Origin of the sequence: Chitinophaga sancti, assembly GCF_034424315.1 — a bacterium.
In the GTDB taxonomy this organism is placed as follows: domain Bacteria; phylum Bacteroidota; class Bacteroidia; order Chitinophagales; family Chitinophagaceae; genus Chitinophaga; species Chitinophaga sancti.
In genome coordinates, this window is record NZ_CP139972.1 from 7,478,774 (window position 1) to 7,501,396 (window position 22,623).

General features: G+C 45.1%; 20 protein-coding genes. 13 read left to right on the plus strand and 7 right to left on the minus strand.

The window, feature by feature from the left end; genetic code table 11:
* Window positions 1-77 precede the first annotated feature (77 nt).
* Together U0033_RS29475 and U0033_RS29480 are read right to left on the minus strand one after the other, a co-directional pair.
* Entirely contained in the window at window positions 78-1,970 is a 1,893-nt protein-coding gene (locus tag U0033_RS29475) for an AAA domain-containing protein (RefSeq protein ID WP_072362076.1), read from the minus strand.
* 26 nt (window positions 1,971-1,996) lie between these two features.
* Window positions 1,997-2,386, minus strand: a complete 390-nt coding sequence (locus tag U0033_RS29480; RefSeq protein WP_072362078.1) for a VOC family protein — start codon at window positions 2,384-2,386, stop codon at window positions 1,997-1,999.
* Between the two features lie 122 nt (window positions 2,387-2,508).
* Between U0033_RS29480 and U0033_RS29485 the strand changes: the two genes are divergently transcribed.
* Window positions 2,509-3,237: a DUF6348 family protein gene (locus tag U0033_RS29485; RefSeq protein ID WP_072362079.1), complete on the plus strand. Its 729-nt coding sequence runs from the start codon at window positions 2,509-2,511 to the stop codon at window positions 3,235-3,237.
* Between the two features lie 38 nt (window positions 3,238-3,275).
* Here the strand turns inward: U0033_RS29485 and U0033_RS29490 are convergent, their stop codons facing one another.
* Window positions 3,276-4,052 (minus strand): DNA-formamidopyrimidine glycosylase family protein, encoded by a 777-nt coding sequence (locus tag U0033_RS29490; RefSeq protein WP_072362081.1) that lies wholly within the window; start codon window positions 4,050-4,052, stop codon window positions 3,276-3,278.
* 443 nt (window positions 4,053-4,495) lie between these two features.
* On the opposite strand from U0033_RS29490, the gene U0033_RS29495 reads away from it, so the two are divergent.
* Window positions 4,496-5,524 carry a glycosyltransferase gene (locus tag U0033_RS29495; protein ID WP_083571554.1) on the plus strand — a complete coding sequence of 343 codons (1,029 nt, stop codon included), beginning with the start codon at window positions 4,496-4,498 and terminating at the stop codon, window positions 5,522-5,524.
* Window positions 5,525-5,785: 261 nt separating this feature from the next.
* On the opposite strand, the gene U0033_RS29500 is transcribed toward U0033_RS29495, so the two are convergent.
* The gene (locus tag U0033_RS29500) at window positions 5,786-6,307 is read right to left on the minus strand and encodes a hypothetical protein (RefSeq protein ID WP_072362085.1); all 522 of its coding nucleotides are present in this window, start codon (window positions 6,305-6,307) and stop codon (window positions 5,786-5,788) included.
* Window positions 6,308-6,380: 73 nt separating this feature from the next.
* On the opposite strand from U0033_RS29500, the gene U0033_RS29505 reads away from it, so the two are divergent.
* Both U0033_RS29505 and U0033_RS29510 read left to right on the plus strand, forming a co-directional pair.
* Window positions 6,381-7,871 carry a SulP family inorganic anion transporter gene (locus U0033_RS29505; RefSeq protein ID WP_072362087.1) on the plus strand — a complete coding sequence of 497 codons (1,491 nt, stop codon included), beginning with the start codon at window positions 6,381-6,383 and terminating at the stop codon, window positions 7,869-7,871.
* A gap of 25 nt (window positions 7,872-7,896) precedes the next feature.
* Entirely contained in the window at window positions 7,897-9,210 is a 1,314-nt protein-coding gene (locus U0033_RS29510) for a serine hydrolase domain-containing protein (protein WP_072362089.1), read from the plus strand.
* Window positions 9,211-9,383: 173 nt separating this feature from the next.
* Here U0033_RS29510 and U0033_RS29515 read toward each other — a convergent pair whose 3' ends face one another.
* The 3 genes from U0033_RS29515 to U0033_RS29525 all read right to left on the minus strand — a co-directional run bounded on the left by U0033_RS29515 (window position 9,384) and on the right by U0033_RS29525 (window position 11,483).
* Entirely contained in the window at window positions 9,384-10,040 is a 657-nt protein-coding gene (locus U0033_RS29515; RefSeq protein WP_072362091.1) for a GDSL-type esterase/lipase family protein, read from the minus strand.
* Window positions 10,041-10,073: 33 nt separating this feature from the next.
* Window positions 10,074-10,712 (minus strand): PAQR family membrane homeostasis protein TrhA, encoded by a 639-nt coding sequence (trhA, locus tag U0033_RS29520; protein ID WP_072362093.1) that lies wholly within the window; start codon window positions 10,710-10,712, stop codon window positions 10,074-10,076.
* Window positions 10,713-10,991: 279 nt separating this feature from the next.
* On the minus strand, window positions 10,992-11,483 hold the full coding sequence (locus U0033_RS29525) for an Lrp/AsnC family transcriptional regulator (RefSeq protein WP_072362095.1): 492 nt from the start codon (window positions 11,481-11,483) through the stop codon (window positions 10,992-10,994).
* Window positions 11,484-11,617: 134 nt separating this feature from the next.
* Here U0033_RS29525 and U0033_RS29530 point away from each other — a divergent pair, with 134 nt between their 5' ends.
* The 9 genes from U0033_RS29530 (at window position 11,618) to U0033_RS29570 (ending at window position 22,610) form a co-directional block, all read left to right on the plus strand.
* Entirely contained in the window at window positions 11,618-13,075 is a 1,458-nt protein-coding gene (locus U0033_RS29530; protein WP_072362262.1) for a CoA-acylating methylmalonate-semialdehyde dehydrogenase, read from the plus strand.
* A gap of 183 nt (window positions 13,076-13,258) precedes the next feature.
* Window positions 13,259-14,611, plus strand: a complete 1,353-nt coding sequence (locus U0033_RS29535) for an aminotransferase class III-fold pyridoxal phosphate-dependent enzyme (RefSeq protein WP_072362097.1) — start codon at window positions 13,259-13,261, stop codon at window positions 14,609-14,611.
* Between the two features lie 73 nt (window positions 14,612-14,684).
* On the plus strand, window positions 14,685-16,145 hold the full coding sequence (locus tag U0033_RS29540) for an NCS1 family nucleobase:cation symporter-1 (RefSeq protein WP_072362099.1): 1,461 nt from the start codon (window positions 14,685-14,687) through the stop codon (window positions 16,143-16,145).
* A 404-nt stretch (window positions 16,146-16,549) separates the two neighbouring features.
* Window positions 16,550-17,932, plus strand: a complete 1,383-nt coding sequence (gene hydA, locus U0033_RS29545) for a dihydropyrimidinase (protein WP_072362100.1) — start codon at window positions 16,550-16,552, stop codon at window positions 17,930-17,932.
* 487 nt (window positions 17,933-18,419) lie between these two features.
* Entirely contained in the window at window positions 18,420-19,286 is an 867-nt protein-coding gene (locus U0033_RS29550; protein ID WP_177318612.1) for a nitrilase-related carbon-nitrogen hydrolase, read from the plus strand.
* Between the two features lie 60 nt (window positions 19,287-19,346).
* A complete protein-coding gene (locus tag U0033_RS29555) occupies window positions 19,347-20,675 on the plus strand; it encodes an NAD(P)-dependent oxidoreductase (protein ID WP_072362102.1) in 1,329 nt (442 codons plus the stop codon).
* Between the two features lie 172 nt (window positions 20,676-20,847).
* Window positions 20,848-22,116 (plus strand): NAD-dependent dihydropyrimidine dehydrogenase subunit PreA, encoded by a 1,269-nt coding sequence (gene preA / locus U0033_RS29560; protein ID WP_072362104.1) that lies wholly within the window; start codon window positions 20,848-20,850, stop codon window positions 22,114-22,116.
* A 72-nt stretch (window positions 22,117-22,188) separates the two neighbouring features.
* The gene (locus tag U0033_RS29565) at window positions 22,189-22,380 is read left to right on the plus strand and encodes a RagB/SusD family nutrient uptake outer membrane protein (RefSeq protein ID WP_072362106.1); all 192 of its coding nucleotides are present in this window, start codon (window positions 22,189-22,191) and stop codon (window positions 22,378-22,380) included.
* 23 nt (window positions 22,381-22,403) lie between these two features.
* A complete protein-coding gene (locus tag U0033_RS29570; RefSeq protein ID WP_072362108.1) occupies window positions 22,404-22,610 on the plus strand; it encodes a RagB/SusD family nutrient uptake outer membrane protein in 207 nt (68 codons plus the stop codon).
* Window positions 22,611-22,623: the final 13 nt, after the last annotated feature.

Below are 22,623 nucleotides of genomic sequence, written 5' to 3' on the forward strand. Positions count from 1 at the left end.
ACTTCGTTGTGGTGAAACAAAGGTAGAACCCCAAAAAAAATTCGCCTAGCGTATTAATACGTGATTTGAGCAGGTACTTATGCCATATATTCCCAGGCACTCTGGTAAGCATCTTTGCCTTCTGCATAGGCAATGAAGTCAGCATAGAACGGCAGCTGGGAGAGCGTAGCGCTATCCCCGATCACCACCAGCTTCTTCCTGGCCCTTGTCATGGCCACATTCATACGCCTGATGTCAGAGAGGAAACCGATCTTGTTATCACTATTACTTCGTGTCATACTGATATACACAATATCCCTTTCCTGGCCCTGGAAGCTATCGATTGTATTCACCGTGATCCTGTCGCCGAAAGGCTGTAGATCCGGTGAATGCTGTAATTGCTCTTTTAATAATTGTATTTGTTGCTTATAAGGAGAGATAATCGCAATACTGGGGAAATCCGCAGGTTTGTAATGTGTGTGCAGGGTATCTACGAACTGGGAGAGATGTTTAAATAGGAACGCCGCTTCTTCCGGGTTCGTAGTACTGGTGCCTTCCGTCTGTTCATCGAAGCCGCAACCCGCGGTATCCACAAAGGCCAGGGGGCTATCTGCAGAAAAAAGCAGGTGAGCAGCCACAGAGGCATGTGCCTTCAGTTTATCCTGGTAAAAAATGGAAGAGGAATAACCCATAATAGTCGCATGCATACGATATTGTTCTTCCAGCAATACGACAGCTTCCGGATGCAGCGAAGTGCATTTCTCCAGTAAGGTATGTGCAAGACCCTTACGGGCTGCTTCGTCAGATTTAATGGTAGGGGAGAGCTGGCAATGATCACCTGCCAGCACCACTTTCTCCGCTTTCAGGATGGGAATCCAGCAGGCTGGTTCCAGTGCCTGTCCGGCTTCATCTATCACTACGGTGTGGTATTTCAGTTGTTTCACGGTGTAGTGGTTCGCACCTACTAAGGTAGCCGTGATCACCTGTGCTTTATTAATCAGGTCTTCAGCAATATAAGACTCGGTGTTTTCCACGGCTTTCATAATATTGCGTGCTTCATCAAAGAGGGCTTTGCGCTGTTCGCGTTCTGCCTTACCAAAATTCCGCTTATACTTATGGGCCATGTCTCTGAACTCGCTGGCCTGTTTGCGCAGGCGCTTTACCTCTTTCATGCTGTTATGTTCAGCCATTTTGCTATCAAGGGTGAGCGACATCAGTTTTTCAGATACCCTGGCAGGGTTGCCTACACGTAATACATTCATTCCTTCATCACTGAGTTTTTCGCTCAGCAGGTCCACCGCGGTATTACTGGGTGCTACCACCAGGATCTGTTTACGATCCTGCGCATACAGGGCCTTGATGGCCTGAACAAGGGTCGTGGTTTTACCGGTGCCCGGAGGGCCATGCACAATAGCTAGTTCATTGGCTGCCAGAATCCGGTTTACCGCCTCCTGCTGGGAAGCATTGAGCCTGGGATGGGTATAGCGTGGCAGTTCATTATTAAAGGTAGGCGCTTTCCCGCCGGTGAGGATTTGTACCAACTGATTTTTTTCAGCTCCTGATGCCTGTTTTAAGGCATTTGTCATCTCTTCGTAGCTATTGGTATCAAATGACAGGTCAATGCCTAATTTGCCGTCATTAGCCCATTCAGGGAGCTCGTCGGTGCGTAAGGTGATTTTCAGGCGATTGCCGCTCTGGTAAGAAACGGTACCCTCTATATTATCTTTCTTCGGATCGTGGTTGGAAAACAGTACGGCAGTCACCCCAAACCGCAGTTGATGGGGAATATCCTGGTGGGTGGTGCGCTCTACTTCGACAGTCAGGTAGTCGCCGCGGCTCATTTCCGTTCCCCTGATGGCAATAGGATACCAGCTAAGCCCGTTGGCACGACGTTCTGATACAGATGACTTTTCTGCTAATAAAATATATGACTGGCGATCTTCTTCTCTTTCAATCTTCAGCAGGTCCAGTAACTTTTTAAAATAATCCATGAGCGCAAAGGTACTGCTTTCAGTAATTACATACCGCGCTCAGGTGATTCGATCACTGACAGAATATTTCCTGCCGGATCCTCAAACCAGGCAATCAATGGCCCGCCGCCTCTGAAAATGCCCTTTTCATCTGTCTTGATTTCACCGCCATATTGTATAAACCGGATGCCTTTACTGCTCAGCTCATCTACTGCCTGATCAATATTATCTACCGGGAAATTTAATACGGTATACGAAGCAGGAGAGTGGGTAGGCTTCGGATACACTAATATCCTTGAATCCTTGTTTATATGCAGCTCCATAACACCCATAGGGCCATCAGTCACTTCTATGCCCAGTTTATCCTGGTAGAAGGACTTTGCTTTTTTAATATCATTTACTGAAAATCCGCTGAAAGCTTTATTGGTTAGTATCATAACGATGGGGTTTTGTTGGACAAACAATTTAAGCATATTCCACCACAGCACCATGCAGCAGCCTTTGCTATAAATAGTCAAATTTTTTTTAAGTTTGCTACGAACTAAGCTAATTGACCTACATGGAAACTAATGTACTTGTACCCACGCTGGCAAGCTACCTGGCGAATGCTATTCAATCGTTTGATTTTGAACTACCCCTTACTCCTGGTATCGAAGCAGTAAATGATACTGTTCAGATACCGGAGATCGAGCTTGAAATTGTTTGTGATGTGCTAGGCGTACAAGAACATGGTAATGAAGTGAAAGTATATCACCTGGCTTTTATGATCCGCCTCAGGGGAGACAATATCATGTATGAAGAAATGGCTGCTATTGGCACTAACCCCGAAGAATCTATGTCGCAGGGTGCTTACACCTTTTTCAGGGGATTTCTCACGGGCTTCCTCCAATGTTTGTTGGGGTATTATGAACCTGTGTATGAGCTCCGGAGCCCTACAGGTGATGAATTCCATCTCAACTACAGTCACCTGCAGGCACAGGGTGCATTTATGGAAGATATGGCAGAACTCCATGACAACACTTTCCCCGACATCCTGTATCCGGCTATCAAAGAAGTCTTTGAAAGGGAGATCACCGAACCCGGCCATGATTACAAAGATTTCTACTGGATCAAAATTTACCTGAGCAGGCAACCAAGTGGTACCTTTATCGGGGAATGCCGCTTCGATAATAACATCTGGGATTACGCACTTAATGAACTCATTGAGTATGACTACAAGCTTTGGAAAAAAACAGATCGTTTCCTGGGCAAAAAGCAATTCATTTTTATCCGCAGATGCCTTAAATAACCGGACGAATCTCATGTGAGCTGTTCCGAAAGTACCGCTTAAAATAATTCCTGCTCATCTGTATAATAAGTTTTACGTGAGCCTACTTTATGCGATTGAATAGAAGCCCCTCCGGGGCTCTTCTCTTTTCTCGCATGGTGCACTTTCATGAAGTCTCTGTATTCTCCGCTAATCAGGTCCTTATCATGTTTGAGGATTTGCTTCATACCATCCTTCAATACTTTTTTAATACTACTGGCAAGTACTTTCACCCGGGCAGCCGGGATCTTGTCAGCAACAGAGAACGGTGAAATACGGGCCTCATAGAGGATCTCATCTGTGTAGGCATTTCCCAGGCCGCGAATCAGGTCCTGGTTCATCAGCACATCTTTTATTTTCTTTTTCGAATTGCTTAACACTGTCTGCAGGTATTTTGTATTTACTTGTTTCGACATGGCATCAGGTACCTCACTTTCTTCCGGATTTAGTGTCACCATGGCCTGACCCTGGAAGTCAGTCATCGCCAATCCGGTACCATCTGTAAACTGCAGGGCGATGATCGTCCATTTAGGATATTTGTTTCCTTCAAACAATGCAGGTTCTCCATGCAGCATTAAATGCCAGCCTAACCTTATATCCTTGCCAAATGCAAGTCGTAATTGTTTCCCTTCCCTATATATTTCCGTGAGCTGCTTTTTCTCAATTTGTTTCTTTAGTGTGGCTATGGGCGTTTTGAGCTTTTTAGGAAAGGGTACTTCCAGTTTTTTTACCACTTTCCCTTTCAGTAATTTAGTGAGGTTCATACTGAACACTTCAAGGTCTGGAATTTCGGGCATAACAATAAAGATTTATTCACTACTAAAATTAATATATCGTAATCATCTTATCAAATTCAACTACAGTTGTAGCGTATATTAATTTGAAAAATGAGCGTTTTACTGGCCGTACTCTTCTCTATCAATATTGTCTTTTTAACCGCCCCGGAAAAGGATTTCGGGCGATCTGTACATTACCTTCACCTGTTCCCATGGTTCCTACAATTGGGGAACAACTTTCTCAACGGCTTTCAAAACCCCGCCCACTGCGGAACACTTTCATCCGAACAAACGCCTGTTCACACAAGGTTTCCTTATTCATTGAGTACTATTGGTTTGCTTCTTGTTACTATTAGCAAGAGGCACTAAGCACTATCTGACGAACGTTCCACATGTATGCTTGGCTATAATCTATCAACAATGCGAAAAATATTCACTCACTATAAAATCAAATTTCTGTTTGTATGATGACCCGGGTTGGAAATGGAACCAGATTGAAAATCTTTACATGGCATATTCACGGAAGTTATTTGTATTATCTGTCACAAGGGAACTATGATATATATATCCCTGTAAATGATGAGCGTACGCCCGGTTACTATGGTCGTGGAAGAACATTTCCTTTTGGAAGTAATGTAATTGAAATTCCTGCTGATATGGTGAAGAACTATGACTTTGATGTCATCATGTACCAGTCAGTAAAGAACTATCTCGTAGATCAATACGAAATACTGACACCTACACAGCGCAGGCTACCCAGGGTGTACCTGGAGCACAATACCCCGCTCAAAAGCCCTTTTGGCACCCGCCATACGGTGAATGACCGTCGTATCTGCCTTGTACATGTCACACACTATAATCGCCTGATGTGGGATAATAATCGTACTCCTGTGACCGTGATAGAGCATGGTGTCACTGATTCGGATATCCCTTATACCGGGGAACTGGATAAGGGCATTACCGTTATCAATCACCTCCCGCAGCGGGGCCGTGCACTTGGCTGGGATGTATTCCAGCAGGTAAGTAAACAGGTGCCGGTAGATCTTGCAGGCATGGGCAACGAAGCAGTAGGAGGGTGCGAAGTATTGCATCCGCAGCTGCCTGCTTTCAGAGGTAAGTACCGCTACTTCTTTCACCCGGTACGCCATACCAGCTTAGGACTGGCAGTATGTGAAGCAATGATGCAGGGGTTACCTGTTATTGGCCTGGCTACCACCGAACTGGTGACCGTCATTGAAAATGGCGTGAATGGCTGGATCCACACTGATCTCGACTTCCTGGTAGATAAAATGAAACTGCTGATGAATGATCCGGAACAGGCAGCACGAATGGGTAAGGCAGCCAGGGAGACGGCTCTCAAACGATTTAATATAGAACGCTTTACAGCGGACTGGGAAAATTTATTTAATGCTGTCTGCGCCAATGTACCCGGACAGCCTTTCAATGCAGATACCTGCAATGCGAATGTAAGTGGGAAGGAAAAAATGATGTAGGATATAGAAAAGAGGATTTCAGGAAAGATTCAATTTCATCATCTCCATATGTTGGCCCCCGGTAAACAGTGTCCATCCTGCGTAGAGAACGATCCAATGATAAGCGTTCTCAAGCATTTTGTCCATCATAATCTAATCGGTTTTTCTTTATGTCATAAGAAATATCATACCAGTCTTAGCAATCACCTGGCCTCATCACCGGTGTTAAATACAAAAACAGACCGGATCCCAATGAACCTGTATTGACAAAGGAAAATTTATTCAGACAAGTAGCATCTTCATCACCTGCCACAGGTGCTGACACTGGGCAAGGTCTTTAACAGGAGAGAGCTGCAGTATCGTCTTGCGTATTTGATTGACCATAACCAGGTCCGGGTGTACTATCCGGGGATGACATACAATACAGGCAATGGCTGTTTTTAAGATAGGCGCTTTTACCCGCATGCTTTCCGGTGAATACCTGGCGGGGTGCAGATGGATGTATTGCCCCGGTACATTACCTTCCAGTAGGATCCATTTTGAGTTGTCAGATAATATGATCTCCTTATACTCCCCGTTTAGCCAGGCCAGGTAAGCGCTTGCTGTTTCCGCAGGGATCTGGGCTAATACCTCTTCAAACAGTCTTTCCGGTGTTAAATATCCATAGTAAATATCCATTTGGGAGTTCCCCAGTTTCTTCAGTAAACCGGGTAAAGTGGTGGGAGTAGCAGTGGCGATCTGCTGGCGGATATAGCCTTTGTGATGCTTTAGGGCATTGAATAAGATGTTTGCAGGTATGGGCATAGCGCGAAATTAAAGGAAAGGCGGAAAAAATCGGCTAACTTTGCGCCCCGCGCACAATTAATAAAGCAGCATAATGGCTTACCTGAATTTATTTGACTTTAAGCAAAAAGTTGATTTTAAAAACGAAATCCTGGCAGGGCTCACGGTAGCCATGACCATGATTCCGGAATCCCTGTCCTTTGCAATATTAGCAGGTTTCTCACCTTTAACCGGCTTATACGCTGCCTTTATCATGGGTTTGGTAACAGCAGTATTAGGCGGTCGTCCTGGCATGGTATCCGGTGGAGCGGGGGCGACAGTAGTAGTATTGATAGCCCTGATGCAATCGCATGGAATCGAGTATGTATTTGCAGCAGTTATGCTGGCTGGACTTTTACAAATACTGGTCGGTGTGTTTCGCCTGGGGAAATTTATAAAGCTGGTACCGCAACCGGTGATGTATGGATTTGTAAATGGATTGGCGATTATCATTTTCACGGCCCAGTTGCAGCAGTTTAAAATACCCGGTGGAGAATGGTTATCAGGTTCCCCCTTGTATATCATGCTGGGTTTGGTATTATTAACGATTGCCATCGTGTTCTTCTTTCCTAAGTTAACAAAGGCAGTACCAGCATCACTCGTCGCTATCATCATTGTATTTGGGCTGGTATTGGGTTTTGGTATTCATACAAGGACAGTAAAGGATATTGCTGCACTTAGTGGTGGTTTCCCTCCGTTTCATATTCCGGCTATTTCCTGGACGTTTGAAACATTGAAACTTATTTTCCCTTATTCATTGGTAATGGCAGGTGTAGGTTTGATTGAATCTTTGCTTACATTAAATGTAGTGGATGACATCACAGGTACAAAAGGACGTAGCAATAAAGAATGTATTGCCCAGGGGAGTGCGAATGTGTTAAATGGTTTATTCACCGGTATGGGGGGATGTGCGATGATCGCGCAAACCTTTGTGAACCTTTCAGCCGGGTCCAGGGCCCGTTTATCAGGTATCGTTGCAGCTATCACCATCTTAATGGTGATTCTATTTGGTGCACCGGTCATTGAAAAAGTGCCAATGGCGGCCTTGGTTGGGGTAATGATGATGGTGGCTATCGGTACCTTCGAATGGATCAGTATCCGCCTCATTAATAAAATGCCTCTTCATGATGTCATTACCGGCATGCTCGTAGCCGGCATCACGGTATGGTTGCATAACCTCGCACTGGCCGTATTAGCGGGTGTGGTGATCTCCGCGCTCGTATTTGCCTGGGAGAGCGCGCACAAACTGTATGTAAAAAATTACACGGATGCCCGGGGAATTAAACACTACGAAGTGAATGGACCTTTATTTTTTGGCGCTGTCAGCACCTTTAATGCCAGCTTTGATATAGACACCGATCCGGAGGAAATCATTATTGATTTTAAAAACAGTCGCGTCACCGATATGAGTGCCATCCAGGCATTGGATAAATTGACGGAACGGTACAAACAATCCGGTAAGAAATTGCACCTCCGTCATCTCAGTGATGATTGTATTGCAAAACTCACGAATGCTGAAGGGGTAATCGATGTGAACATTATTTAGTTTTTGGAAATCGTATCTTCATTCTATGAAAAAGATATTTGCATTTATCCTCTTACCCTTTGTGGTCCATGCGCAAACCACGATTCCATTGAAAATGGAGGCATATATGCGTGCGCAGACTACAGTTGCTAATTTTAGTGGCACCGTATTAGTTGCCCGGAAAGGGAAAATCATCTATAGTAATTCCTTTGGAGAAGCAGATAGGGAATGGCATGTGAAAAACACTATAAATAGCAAATATCGCATCGGTTCTATAACCAAGCAGTTCACGGCTGCCTGTATTCTTCACCTGGAAGAAGCGGGTAAACTGAGCCTGGATGACAAGCTCAATAAATATCTCCCCGATTTTCCGCAGGGTGACCAGGTCACTCTTCACATGTTGCTAAACCAGACAACGGGGATCGTGGATTATACAACACTGCCTGAAAGCGATCTTCACTCGGACGTGCTGGATGTGGCGCCGGCAGATTTTATCCGTAGTTTTCAGCATCAACCATATTTATTTACACCGGGTACACAATGGGCATATAGTAATTCCAATTATTTCCTGTTGGGGTATATCATAGAGAAGGTAACGGGTCAGTCTTTTGTGGATAACCTGAAATTAATTACTGATAAAGCAGGGCTGAAGAATACGGGCATGGATCGGCCGGATACGATTTTACCTTATCGTACACATGGTTACTGGGGCGATTACAATATCCCATTCTATACCATGTCAGGTCCGTATGCCGCTGGTGGTATGTATGCTACGGTGAGTGATTTGCTGGCCTGGGATCAGGCATTGCTGGGCAATAAAGTATTGTCGGCAACGAGTACGAAGAAAATGACGACTGCTTACATGGGTAACTATGGTTATGGTTTGTTTGTAGATAGCCTGGATACGCATCCCAGGATCTGGCACAGTGGGGGGATACCTGGGTATCGTTCTTTTATCAGCTGGTATAAGGACGGCGATTTTAATGTGATCGTATTATCAAACAATGAATCCAATGCGCCTTACATAGCGGGTGCGCTGGCAGGTATAATGCTGGATATGCCGGTTGTGAATCCTTATGTGCATAAGCAGGTGGCGATTAATAATGCTGTCATTGATAATTATGTGGGCACTTATTATTCAAAGATGTTTATAGCGCTGATCAGGAAAGAGGGTAAATTATACCGCAAGGGGAATGGGATAGATGATATAGAGCTGATACCTGAATCAGAAAAGAAATTCTATTATGGTGATGGTACAGACAGGCAGATAGAGTTTGTAACGGATGCCGCGGGAAAAGTGGTGAAGGCGTACCTGATGACGGGTGGATTGAAATTGCCGCTGGAAAGAATTTCAGATTAAAAATAGAAGAGGTTATATCAAAAGTAATTTGAAGGCATTGAGAATTACATCAATAAAAATTCTCTCCATCAGGTACCCGAACTAAATCCGGGTAGTTTTACTTTGGGTATAACCTCTTTATTTGAACATGCTTTTCATTCACCCTGGTGAATGCCGCCTTTCACGAATGTTTTTTACTTAATCAGTGTCGGTTGAATTAATTTCTTCCAGATCTTATAACCATCCTTATTCAGGTGTAGCATATCGCTCTGAAAGATCTCCGGTCTTGAATTCCCTTCCTTCGTCAGCATGGGCGTATATACATCTACCCATGTAATTTTATGCTGTGTTTTCAGAAATTCTTTAATCAGAGTATTTGATTCCTGTACGGTTTGCCTGTATTTATCGCGGGAAGGGCTTGGTTTGATGGAGATATACGTGATGGGTGTTTCCGGCAGTTTTGCACGGATGCCTGCAATGAGGTTTTTCGTACGTGCGAGTACGGTATCTGCGGGCACGCCATCGGGAATATCGTTTTCACCTACATACAATACAATTTCTCTTGGGTGATAAGGGAACACAATATCATCCAGGTAAAAAATAATATCATTCACTTTTGCACCGCCAATCCCTCTGTTCATTACTTCGTAAGATGCAAAGGTTCTTTCCAGGTCTTCCCATTTACGGATAGACGAGCTACCTACAAAAAGAATCGGGTTTGCAGGAGGGGCGTACATTTGATCATAGTGTTTAATCGTCTGGACATCCTCCTGGAAACGTGGCTTGTCCTGTGCCTGACTGACCTGTACCCCGGTCAGGCATATCAGCAACAGCAGCATGGCTTTCTTCATAACATTCAATTTTATAGCTCCAAAATAAAAATTCTACACGGATAGTAGTACTGCCACATAATGACAAATGGCGGCAGCTAGCACGAAGCTATGCCATACGGCGTGGGTATAAGCGCCTTTTTCCCTGAGATAGAAATATACGCCAATAGAATATAAGACACCACCTATTGCAATCATGACGATGACAGGGATGGGCAGGTAGTTAAAGAATGTTTTACCGCCTACGATCATGATCCATCCCATTATCAGGTAGATGATGGTGCTTAGAATATTGAAGCGCCCTGTAAAAAAAGATTTAAACACGACCCCGATAGCGGTGAGTCCCCACAGAATGCAAAGCAGTGTGATGCCGAAGGCATTGTTCATAAACACCAGCAGGAATGGTGTATAGGTACCTGCAATAAGGAAATAGATACTGATATGATCGAGTACCACGAAGAGCTTTTTGACTTGCGGCTCCTGGGCCAGGTGGTATACGGTAGAGCAGGTGAATAAAAGGATAAAGCAGAAGCTGTAAATGCCGGCACCTACAATGCCGGGGGTGTTGCCATGGGTAGCGGCAATACCGGTCAGCACGGGGAGGGCACTCAGCCCGAAGAGAATGCCTACGGCGTGAATGACGCCGTGCATGATCTCCTGTTTGCGGTTGTAAAATGAGTCTAATACAATCATTGGTTAATCGTTTGTGTCCGGGTGCAAAATTAAAGAGAATCGCCTGGAGCAAGTGTTAAACAACCGTCAAAAAAAGGAGCTAAGCCGGGGTTAACCCGTAGATATTCCGTAGATATCCCGCCTCTTTATAAATGCGGCTTATAGGCGGCTTACAGGCGGGATATAGGCAGGTTATTAGCGGGTTATCTCCCTTTTCGGGCCATAGTTGGGCGTTTGGCAGGATGACTGCGGTGAGGTTGCAATACCGGTCGGTATAATTTGGCTGGTAAAAAAAGGAAATTATTCCTTTAAGAGGCTTAAATCGGGCTGAGCATACTTATACACCTTGAAGTAGATGGTGGTATTTGTTTGGTATACGCCTTCGATTTCAGACAGTTGGTTCACAAACTGTACTAAATGGTCATTGTCTCTGCACATTACATTTACTTCCAGGTCATAGGCGCCGGAGGTCATGGCCAGGAAACTTACTTCGGGGAGTTGGGCAATGTGCCTGGCTACCTGTTCTTTGAAGGTAGCGGGGCGGATATAGACGGCGATGTGTGCATAGGACCTGAAACCTACTTTGTCCGGATCTACTCTGCCAATGATGCTGATGGTACCGTCTTCAATAAGGCGGTTAAACCGGGTTCTGATGGTGCCGATGGATACATTCAGCTTTTCGGCAATTACGGTAAAGGATACCCTGCCGTCCTGCTGTAAATGCGATAAAATGGAAAAATCGAGGTCATCGAGTTGGGCCGGGATGTTCTCAGGGAGTTTATGCTTCGCCATAAAGAGGGTTGTGATACAAAAATTTCAGAAAATATGTGATAAATCTACATTTTTTTCAGTAAATTGATGTTATCGTATCAAAAATGGCAGTGGCTACGCATCCACTTACAAGTTTTCACCCAAATACCCCAGGCATGAAATACGACCAATTACAGAATTTTGTAAATGGAAGTTTTACCCAAATCGCTTCCGATCGTACTATTCCCGTCATCTCTCCAATTGACGGCACATTATTGACAGCATTGCCCTGTTCAACGGCTGCAGATCTGGATATTGCTGTACAGGCAGCAAAAAAGGCGTTTCCTGCCTGGAGCCGTACACCTATTAAGGAGCGGGTGCAGGTATTTTTTAAATACAAGTTCCTGTTGGAGAAAAACCTGGAAACGCTGGCCAGTATGATCAGTGAAGAGAACGGGAAGACGTATGCAGAGGCGGTACAGGAAGTAGAAAAATGTATAGAGCTCACGGAGTTTGCGACCTCGCTGCCACAGCTGGTAACCGGCGAGGTGCTGGAGGTATCCAGTGGAGTGGAATGCCGTACTACCCACGTAGCTCTTGGCGTGGTGGCTTCGATCGTTCCCTTTAATTTTCCGGCGATGGTGCCTAACTGGACGATCCCTAATGCCATTGCGCTGGGCAATTGTATGATCATAAAGCCATCGGAAAAGGTGCCTTTGAGTGTGGGCCTGCTGGCTTCCTTATTAAAGGAGGCGGGCTTGCCGGATGGGGTGTTTAATATTGTGAATGGTGATAGTGAGATCGTGAACGCGATCTGTGATCATCCTGGTATAGCAGCGGTTTCTTTTGTAGGATCTACAAAGGTGGCTAAGATCGTATACCAGCGGGCTACACATAATTTGAAGCGATGCCTGGCGCTGGGAGGGGCTAAGAATCACCTGCTGGTATTGCCGGATGCCAAACCGGATATGACGGCGCAAAATATTGCGGCTTCTATGAGTGGCTGTGCAGGGCAGCGATGTATGGCGGCGTCGGCGATGGTGGGAGTGGGGGATGTGGACCACATCGTAGCGCTTTTGTGTGAGGAGGCACGGAAAATTATTCCCGGGAAAAATTTAGGAGCGGTGATTAATAAAGCTGCAAAAACGAGAATAGAACAGTATATTACAGAAGCAGAGAATAATGGCGCCCGCATATTGGTAGATGGCAGAGGCGCAGCAGTACCGGGTAAGGAAAACGGTACTTATGTAGGACCCACGATCATTGATTATGTTAGCCCGGACATGTCTGTAGCGAAGGAAGAAATATTCGGACCTGTGATAAGTATACTTCGCACTTCCACCATAGATGAAGCACTTGATATAGAAAATGCAAGCCCTTATGGGAATGCTGCGTCTGTGTTTACACAGAATGGCAGTATGGCGCGGTATGTGGCGGAGAGAGCGAGTGCGGGGATGATTGGGGTGAATGTGGGGGTGCCGGTGCCGAGGGAGCCGTTTTCGTTTGGAGGCTGGAATGAGAGTAAGTTTGGGGTGGGGGATATAACGGGGAAGAGTGCGATTGAGTTTTGGACGAGGTTGAAGAAGAGTACGACGAAGTGGAACCCGGAGGAGGGTGTGAATTGGATGAGTTGACGGTGTGGTAGGTGTGGTTGTGCCAGTAGAATCTTCCCATCTGAATAGCATACAGAAATACGACAGTAACTGGAACTCATTTCATAAACAGGTATTTTAAATTGATAATCAATACCTAAATGGTGATTATGAAATGAGTTCCAGATAAGGAAGTTGAATTTCAAATCTGATAAAAATAATAGTATGTCTGCAATTGTTGACCTGTCAACTGCCCAGGAGATTATCCAGGATAATCTTGACTATACGCTATTTTCATGGAGCAAGCAGAAAGGCCTGCAACCCATCGCAGTGAAACATGCGGAAGGCGTGTATTTGTATGATTACGATGATAAACGCTACCTGGATTTTTCATCCGGCTTAATGAATGTCAATATCGGTCATGGCAACCAGCGGGTAACTGAAGCAGTCATGAGGCAGATGCAGGCAGTGAGTTATGTCACGCCAGGTTGTGTTACCGCAGCAAGAGGAGAACTGGGAAAGAAGCTGGCAGCTATTTCCCCTGGGAATTTAACGAAGACATTATTTACCGTTTGTGGCGCGAGCGCTATTGAAAATGCCGTAAAACTGGCAAGACTTTATACCGGAAGGCATAAGATCATCACCCGTTACCGTGCCTTTCACGGCGCCTCCTATGTAGCCATGAGTGCAGGGGGTGATCCCCGGAAACTGGCCGTGGATGCGCAGCAGGCCCCGAATTTTGTTCATGTCGAAGACCCTTATTGCTACAGGTGCCCCTGGGGAAAGGAAATGAGTTCCTGTTCACGGGAATGTGTCAGCCATGTGGAAAGGGTAATCGAATTTGAAGGACCGGAAAATGTAGCGGCGATCCTCATGGAAGGGGAAAGTGGCAGTTCTGGTTGTATCAAATATCCCCCCGATTACCTGCAAAAGATCAGGGCGATTTGTGATAAACATGGCATCCTGCTCATAGCAGATGAAGTGATGAGTGGATTTGGAAGAACAGGAAAATGGTTTGCCTGTGATGTGCATGGCGTAGTTCCCGATATGATTGCGACAGCAAAAGGAATAACAGCAGGTTATTTACCATTGGGTGCCCTGATAGTAAGTGACCAGATAGCGGCGCATTTTGACGAACGTACATTATGGCTGGGCTTGACTTATTCAGCGCATCCGGTTTGCTGTGCAGCCGGAGTAGAGGTGTTGCAGATCTATGAAGATGAGCATTTGCTGGAGAACGCAGCGAGGATGGGCGAATATGTGAAGGCAAGGGTCGAGGAGATGAAGACGCAGCATCCCAGTATTGGAGATTTTAGAACAACAGGATTATTGGGGTGCATAGAACTGGTAAAGAATCGGGAGACGAAGGAGCCGATGGCGCCGTTTAATGCGAAGCCGGAGGAAATGATGGTCATGAATAAGGTGGCAGGCCGGATAAAGCAGTTGGGAATGTATGCCTTTGTGAGGTGGAATTATGTATTTATCGCCCCGCCGCTAAGTATCACGAAAGAGCAGATGGATGAGGGATTAGCGATAATTGATGATGCATTGGGAATAGCGGATGAGTATGTGAGCTGAGCGTCGGCATAAAAAAATAAGAAAACAATTAGTATTTATGCCCGATTTCAATTAAAAAAACAACTCACGTAATATGCCTACCAATTTGTACAGTGAAGATCTGGCACCCGTACCTGCCGGCAGCAGGACCTGGAATACCTGGAATTATGCAGCACTCTGGATTAGTATGAGCCTGTGTATCCCCACCTACATGCTTGCCAGTTCGCTGATAGAAGGAGGTATGAACTGGTGGCAGGCCATCCTCACGATCTTCGCAGGCAATACCGTCGTATTGATTCCCATGATCTTAAATGGTCAGGCAGGCACCAAATACGGCATCCCATTCCCTGTATTTGCCCGCGCCAGCTTTGGAACCAAAGGGGCTAATGTGCCGGCGCTGCTAAGGGCCATCGTTGCCTGCGGTTGGTTTGGTATTCAAACATGGATTGGTGGTTTTGCCATCTACCAGATGCTTCGGCTATGGATCCCGGCATTGGAACAATTGCCCTTGGTATTCCCCGCTTCCTGGGGATTGGCAACTGGTCCGGCAATCTGTTTTATTCTTTTCTGGATACTGAATATGTATGTCGTGTATTTAGGCATCGACAGCATAAAAAAATTATTGGTTTTCAAAGCGATTTTCCTGCCTGTGGCGGCACTGGCTTTACTATACTGGGCCATTCATGCAGTAAGTGGTGGATTAGGCCCTATCCTTACACAGCCGTCAAAGTTCACAAACGCCGCTTCATTCTGGGCATTCTTCATTCCCGGGTTAACTGGTATGGTGGGCTTTTGGGCTACGCTGTCATTGAACATTCCTGATTTTACACGATATGCACGCAGTCAGCAGGCCCAGGTAAAAGGGCAGGCACTTGGATTACCTACATCCATGACATTGTTTTCATTCATTGGTGTGGTGGTTACATCAGCTACGACAATCGTATATGGCACAACGATCTGGGATCCGGTTGTACTGGCTGGTAAATTTGATAATAAAGTACTGGTGAGTATAGCAATGATAGCGGTGGCGATATCAACACTGGCTACTAACATAGCAGCGAATATTGTAAGTCCTGCCAATGATTTTGCACACCTGAATCCTGCGAAGATCAGTTTCCGTACGGGAGGCTTTATCACAGGAATTATTGGGATCCTCATATTCCCCTGGAAACTGGTAGCTGATCCGAGTGGATATATATTTACCTGGCTGGTGGGGTATTCCAGTTTGCTGGGTCCAGTAGGAGGGATCATGATAGCAGATTATTACATGCTGCGGAGACAGCAACTGGAATTGGATGAATTGTATCAGCATGATGGCAGGTATAGTTATAGGAATGGGTATAACAGGTATGCAATGCTGGCATTACTGTTAGGGATTGCACCGAATATACCAGGTTTCCTGGCAACAATACATGTGATAGCTGCGGATGCATTGCCGGGATGGATAATTGGGATGTACAGTTATGCGTGGTTTGTGGGGTTCTTTGTTTCAGGGATTGGGTATATGTTGATGATGCGGTCAGTAAGAGCGGTGGAGTATGTGGCTGCGAAGTAGGTGAGGGAGTAGAGTTGGAAGTAGGATTGGATGGGAGCGGCGGAAAGTAGGACCGATAATTAGCGGCGGAAAGTTGAGCAGGAAAAGCATTGGTGTAGTCGTCTTTGAATGATTGAATGCTTTAATTGTGAAAATGGTTTATACTGGTGAGGTGACTTTTTTTGATTTATAGAATGCTTTAATTGTGAAAATGGTTTATACTGATGAGGCAAATTTCTTTGATTTATAGAATGCTTTAATTGTGAAAATGATTTATACTGGGGAGGTAACTTTTTTTGAATTATAGAATGGCTTTAATTGTGAAATGGTCTATACTGGTGAGACAACGTTTTTTTGATTTATAGAATACCTGGTTTGTGATATTGATTTTCCATCGCTAACGCGAACAATAAAATCTATCGAATATGTCACTGCTGATTAAAAACGGAAGAATCATTACAGCTGCCGATGATTACATCGCGGATATTTTTATAGAAGGAGAAGTAATCACCGCCATCGGTAAAAACCTTCCATTCAATGCTACCCGGGAAATAGACGCCGACGGCAAACTAATTTTCCCCGGCGGCATCGACCCGCATGTCCACCTGGCCATGCCATTCATGGGTACCTTCTCCAGTGACACCCACGAAACCGGCACCCGCGCCGCCTTATTTGGCGGCACCACCACCGTTATTGATTTTGTACTACAAACACAAGGTCATTCACTAAAAGAAGCACTCGACGACTGGAATAGCCGTGCCCGTGGTACCGCAGTTGGAGATTACAGTTTCCACATGGCAGTGACGGACTTCAATGAGAACACAAAAACAGAAATAAAAACCATGATAGAGGAAGAAGGCATCACTTCTTTCAAAACATTCATGGCCTACAAAGGTGCTTTGATGATAGACGACAGGCAGATGGTCGCACTGATGCAGGAAGTCAAAAAACATGGTGGAATGGTTACAGTCCATGCCACCAACGGAGATGTGATAGATTACCTGGTAGCACAAAACAGAGCAAACGGTAATTTATCTCCCCGTTATCATTACATTTCCCAGCCAGAAGTCACCGAAGCAGAGGCCTCCGGCCGCTTTGCAGATCTATCAAATTATACAGGCTGCCCTGGCTATATCGTACACCTCACCTGCGAAGGAGCGCTGAATGCAGTGCGCAATGCCACCCGGCGCAATCAGCACGTATTTGTAGAGACCTGTATTCAATACCTGTTACTGGACAGGTCTTATTATGAAAGGGGATTTGAAAGTGCAAAATGGGTAATGAGTCCGCCATTGCGGGAGCCCAAAGATCAGGCTACACTCTGGGCAGGCATTAATCAGGGCCTGGTAAATGTGGTAGCTACAGATCATTGCCCGTTTATGTGGGAGCAGAAATTGATGGGTAAGGATGATTTTTCAAAGATTCCGAATGGCCATCCGGCAATAGAGAACAGGATGGAATTATTATATAGTGAAGGCGTGCATGGAAAAAGGATTTCACTCAACAAATTTGTGGAAGTAGCATGTACAAATCCGGCAAAGATATTTGGGATGTTTCCGCGCAAAGGCACGATTGGGATAGGAAGTGATGCGGACCTGGTGATCTTTGATCCGAATGAAGCGCATGTGTTGTCGGTAAGCGGTCATCACATGAATGTGGATTACTCTGCGTATGAGGGCTGGCCTGTTACAGGTAAGGTGAAGATGGTGTTGTTGCGGGGGCAGGTGGCGATAGAGAATGGAGAGTGTTTGCTGGAGAAAGGAGCAGGGAAGTTTATTAAAAGGGATAAAGTGAAGGGATTTATTTAGAACGTATTTCATAATAGGTGTTTCCGGCTGATAATCAATGCATGAATATTAATTATGAAATGAGTTCAAGTTGAAATTTAGAAGAAAGCAAAAAGCATTTATTTATTATCTATAAAGAAAGCAACAGCATTTGATCGTTTGTTATCTATAAAAAAAGCAACAGCATTTGATCATTGTTATCTATAAATAAAGTAACAGCATTTGATCGTTTGTTATCTATAAAGAAAGCAACAGCATTTGATCGTTTGTTATCTATAAATAAAGTAACAGCATTTGATCATTGCTATCTATAAATAAAGTAACAGCATTTGATCGTTTGTTATCTATAAAGAAAGTAGCAGCATTTGATCATTGTTATCTATAAAGAAAGCAACAGCATTTGATCATTGTTTTCTAAAAAAAAGTAACAGCATTTGATCGTTTGTTACCTCCCAAATAAGCAATAAGCAATAGGCATTACCATTATTAACCAAAACCATACAATCCCATGTCACGCATCATTAAATCAGGGCTAATCCAGATGAGCTTACCGAAGACTGAAGGCGAAGGTACCATTGAAGAAATCAAAGAAGCCATGTTCCAAAAACATGTGCCACTGATAGAGGCAGCGGGAGAGCAAGGAGTGCAGATCCTTTGTCTGCAGGAAATTTTCAACACCCCTTATTTCTGCCCCGGTCAGAACAGCGATTGGTACCAATCCGCAGAACCGGTACCTGGCCCCACTACAGAACGTATGGCAGCATACGCAGCAAAGTACAATATGGTGATCATCGTACCAGTCTATGAAAAAGAGCAGGCAGGGGTATTGTACAACACAGCAGCGATCATTGATGCTGATGGAAAATATTTAGGAAAATATAGAAAGAATCATATACCACATACATCCGGTTTCTGGGAAAAGTTTTTCTTCAAACCAGGGAACCTGGGCTATCCTGTATTTCAGACCCGGTATGCGAAAGTGGGCATATACATCTGTTATGACCGGCATTTTCCGGACGGCGCGCGTGTATTGGGATTGAATGGTGCAGAGATCGTATATAACCCTTCTGCCACAGTCGCAGGCTTGTCTCAGTATCTCTGGAAACTGGAGCAGCCGGCGCATGCAGCAGCCAATGGGTATTTCATGGGATGTATTAATAGAGTAGGAGAAGAGAAGCCTTGGAACTTAGGGAAGTTTTATGGTTCTTCTTATTTCGTGGACCCAAGAGGGCAGATTTTTGCACAGGCCTCAGAAGATAAAGATGAGTTGCTGGTGGCAGAATTTGATTTGGGGATGATAGATGAAGTGCGGAGTGTATGGCAGTTTTTCAGAGACCGGAGGCCGGAGACGTATGGAAAATTGACAGAGTTGTGAGTCGTTCGTTTGTTCAAAAGACACTCCGTTCTCACAATTACAGACCTTTAAACTTTTATTATGGCCCTTCGTAATAACAGGTTAACAAACGAGGAATACGACGAGCATTTCAGCGACATCCATCCTCCCTTCGAAACACACAATGCAGCATTGGTAGAAGCCAATCGTTGCCTGTTCTGCTATGATGCGCCCTGTACGAAAAGCTGCCCCACCAGCATCAATGTACCCAAATTCATTAAACAGATCACCACAGAAAATTTAAAAGGCGCAGCCTACACCATTTTCTCTGCCAACATCATGGGAGGAGGCTGTTCAAAAGTATGCCCTGTAGAAAAATTGTGCGAAGGTGCCTGTGTATACAACCTCATGGAGGAAGCGCCTATTCCCATTGCAAAACTGCAACGTTATGCTACCGAGCGGGCTATTCATGAAAAATGGCCATTATTCACCAGGCAGGCTTCCAATGGCAAAAAAGTCGCCGTAATTGGTGCAGGGCCGGCAGGCCTGAGTTGTGCACATGCCTTATCCAGGGAAGGAGTGGAGGTAACGATCTATGAAAAGGAAGGCAAGGGCGGTGGATTAATGACCTATGGCATTGCGGCTTATAAAGTGACACCTCAGTTTTGCCAGGAGGAAGTGGATTATATCACTTCATTAGGAGGCATCCATGTATTGTATAATATGCAATTGGGCAAAGATGTATTACTGGAAACGTTACAGCAGGAATACGATGCTGTATACCTGGCTTTTGGTGTTGGTATGGCCAGGCAATTAGCCATCTCCGGAGAGCAGTTGAACGGGGTTGTTGATGCGATTCGTTTTATCTATGAAATCCGTACCAAGGGCTATCCGGAGGTGCCGGTAGGAGAATCGGTGGCCGTGATTGGTCTGGGGATGACTGCGATTGATGCAGCAACGCAGGCAATGCGCTTAGGCGCAAAAGAGGTGACACTGGTATATAGAAGAACGGAGGCAGAAATGCCTTGTACCGCAGCGGAATTGAATATCGCCAAACTGGATGGGTGTAATATTATCTGGCTGGCAGCACCAAAGGAGATCGTGGGAGAAAACGGACATGTGAAAACCCTGGTGTGTGAGGTGATGCGCCTGGATGAGAGAAAGTTACCGGTGGGTACGGGAGAGCTGATCTCGTTAAATGTAGATATGGTGATTAAGGCGACGGGGCAGTTGCCGTATACGATGGCTGCGCCGAAGATAGATAATGAGCATGGCAGGGTGTTGATAAATGAGCATGCGGCGACTAATTTGCCAGGTGTGTTTGCAGGTGGGGATTGTGTGAATGGGGGGAAGGAAGTAGTGGATGCGGTGCAGGCAGGGAAGGAGGGAGCGAAGGCGATATTGAAGTATTTGTTTAGAGAGGTGGAATAGAGGAAGTGTAAATTGAATCCTGTTTCAGAGGCAATTTACCTGTTTGGAATTCAATTATCTGTTTTAGATTCAATTATCTGCTTCAAATTCAATCTGCCTGCTTCAAATTAAATTACCTGTTTCAGATCCAGTTACCTGCTTCAAAAATAATTTACTATTTCAATCCTAATTTATGGCAGACCTTTCAACCAATTTCCTGGGCATCAAATCACCCAACCCTTTCTGGTTGGCCAGCGCACCACCCACCGATAAACAGGTCAACGTTCTCAGGGCATTCGAAGCCGGCTGGGGCGGCGTCGTATGGAAAACCTTAGGCAGCCAGGTGAAAAATGTCTCCTCCCGGTACTCCTCCGTAGATTATAACGGCTACCGTATTATGGGCCTCAATAATATTGAACTTATCAGCGATCGTCCTTTAGACATCAACCTGAAAGAAATCAAAGAATGCATCCGGTTATTCCCCGACCGTGCCATGATTGTATCCCTAATGGCTGATAATAACCGGGAAAGCTGGCATGAATTAATCAAACAAGTAGAAGACACCGGCGCACATGGCCTGGAACTGAATTTCGGTTGCCCCCATGGAATGACGGAACGAGGTATGGGAGCCGCAGTAGGACAGGATCCGGAAATAGCAAAGATGGTGGTAGAATGGGTAATGGAAGCTGCACATATTCCGGTCATTACAAAACTAACGCCTAATGTACATTCCGTCGTTCCCACAGGAAGAGCTGCGGTAGCGGGAGGCACCCATGCATTATCCCTGATTAATACCATCCAGTCAGTAACAGGGGTAGACTTAGACACTTTTGTACCCAATCCTAATGTAGGTGGCAAATCTACATTCGGTGGTTATTGTGGACCTGCTGTAAAACCCATTGCACTAAAGTTTTTAACGACGATCAGCCAGGATCCGCTTACCTCAAAGGTGCCGGTTTCTGGTATTGGTGGGATCAGTACCTGGCGCGATGCGGTAGAATTTATGTTACTCGGCGCTACCAGCTTGCAGGTGTGTACAGCAGCTATGCGATATGGGTTCAGGATTATTGAAGACTTGTGTGAAGGATTGAATAACTGGATGGATGAGAAGGGGTTTGCTACTATTTATGATTTTATTGGTAAATCAGTGCCGACATTGACGCATTGGGAGGAGCTGGATATTAATTATCATATAGTGGCGAATATCAACCAGGATAAGTGTATTCATTGTGGTTTGTGTTATATCAGTTGTGAAGATGGTTCACACCAGGCGATTAGCTTGTCTTATGGCAAGCCGTATAATACGTATGCTATTAAAGAGGATGAATGCGTGGGGTGTAACTTGTGTAAGCTGGTATGCCCGGTGGATAATTGTATTACGATGAAGGAGCAACGGCATGGAGACGAATATTTGAACTGGAAGGAGTTTCAGCGGAGGGGATTGCCATTGAATGACCATTGAGGAATAAAGGGGGGATAATAAAACCATGTGTAATGAAAACCTTTTTCAGGAAAAAGAGGTTATATCAAACTTGTGATACAGCCTCGGTATGCAGAAGTATTGCTCACGTATGCAGAAGCAAAAATCGGGCAGAACAGTAGTGATCAGTCAGTATACGATGCGATTAACAAAGTACGTCAGCGTGGAGCTGCGAATATGCATACATTGCCTGCGGGTTTGACACAGGAGCATTACGTGCTGCCGTTCGTCACGAAAGAATTGTAGAATTAGCATTTGAAGGACTACATTTGTTCGACATCAGGAGATGGAGAACTGCGGAGCATGTGATGCCAGGTCCAATTAAGGGGATGGCCTATGTGAAGAACTGTGTGCTGACCACGGTGGTGAATAACAGCTTTGTAAGAGCGTTTAACCCGGAGCGTGATTATTTATGGGCAATTCCACAACAGGGCATCATCCTGAATCCTAATCTGATTCAAAATCCCAACTGGTAGTTTTAAAAAGCAA

Coding starts and splice junctions, on each gene's coding strand:
- U0033_RS29475 (WP_072362076.1), bottom strand. CDS start 1,970: ATGGATTATTTTAAAAAGTTACTGGACCTGCTGAAGATTGAAAGAGAA.
- U0033_RS29480 (WP_072362078.1), bottom strand. CDS start 2,386: ATGATACTAACCAATAAAGCTTTCAGCGGATTTTCAGTAAATGATATT.
- U0033_RS29485 (WP_072362079.1), top strand. CDS start 2,509: ATGGAAACTAATGTACTTGTACCCACGCTGGCAAGCTACCTGGCGAAT.
- U0033_RS29490 (WP_072362081.1), bottom strand. CDS start 4,052: ATGCCCGAAATTCCAGACCTTGAAGTGTTCAGTATGAACCTCACTAAA.
- U0033_RS29495 (WP_083571554.1), top strand. CDS start 4,496: ATGATGACCCGGGTTGGAAATGGAACCAGATTGAAAATCTTTACATGG.
- U0033_RS29500 (WP_072362085.1), bottom strand. CDS start 6,307: ATGCCCATACCTGCAAACATCTTATTCAATGCCCTAAAGCATCACAAA.
- U0033_RS29505 (WP_072362087.1), top strand. CDS start 6,381: ATGGCTTACCTGAATTTATTTGACTTTAAGCAAAAAGTTGATTTTAAA.
- U0033_RS29510 (WP_072362089.1), top strand. CDS start 7,897: ATGAAAAAGATATTTGCATTTATCCTCTTACCCTTTGTGGTCCATGCG.
- U0033_RS29515 (WP_072362091.1), bottom strand. CDS start 10,040: ATGAAGAAAGCCATGCTGCTGTTGCTGATATGCCTGACCGGGGTACAG.
- trhA (WP_072362093.1), bottom strand. CDS start 10,712: ATGATTGTATTAGACTCATTTTACAACCGCAAACAGGAGATCATGCAC.
- U0033_RS29525 (WP_072362095.1), bottom strand. CDS start 11,483: ATGGCGAAGCATAAACTCCCTGAGAACATCCCGGCCCAACTCGATGAC.
- U0033_RS29530 (WP_072362262.1), top strand. CDS start 11,618: ATGAAATACGACCAATTACAGAATTTTGTAAATGGAAGTTTTACCCAA.
- U0033_RS29535 (WP_072362097.1), top strand. CDS start 13,259: ATGTCTGCAATTGTTGACCTGTCAACTGCCCAGGAGATTATCCAGGAT.
- U0033_RS29540 (WP_072362099.1), top strand. CDS start 14,685: ATGCCTACCAATTTGTACAGTGAAGATCTGGCACCCGTACCTGCCGGC.
- hydA (WP_072362100.1), top strand. CDS start 16,550: ATGTCACTGCTGATTAAAAACGGAAGAATCATTACAGCTGCCGATGAT.
- U0033_RS29550 (WP_177318612.1), top strand. CDS start 18,420: ATGTCACGCATCATTAAATCAGGGCTAATCCAGATGAGCTTACCGAAG.
- U0033_RS29555 (WP_072362102.1), top strand. CDS start 19,347: ATGGCCCTTCGTAATAACAGGTTAACAAACGAGGAATACGACGAGCAT.
- preA (WP_072362104.1), top strand. CDS start 20,848: ATGGCAGACCTTTCAACCAATTTCCTGGGCATCAAATCACCCAACCCT.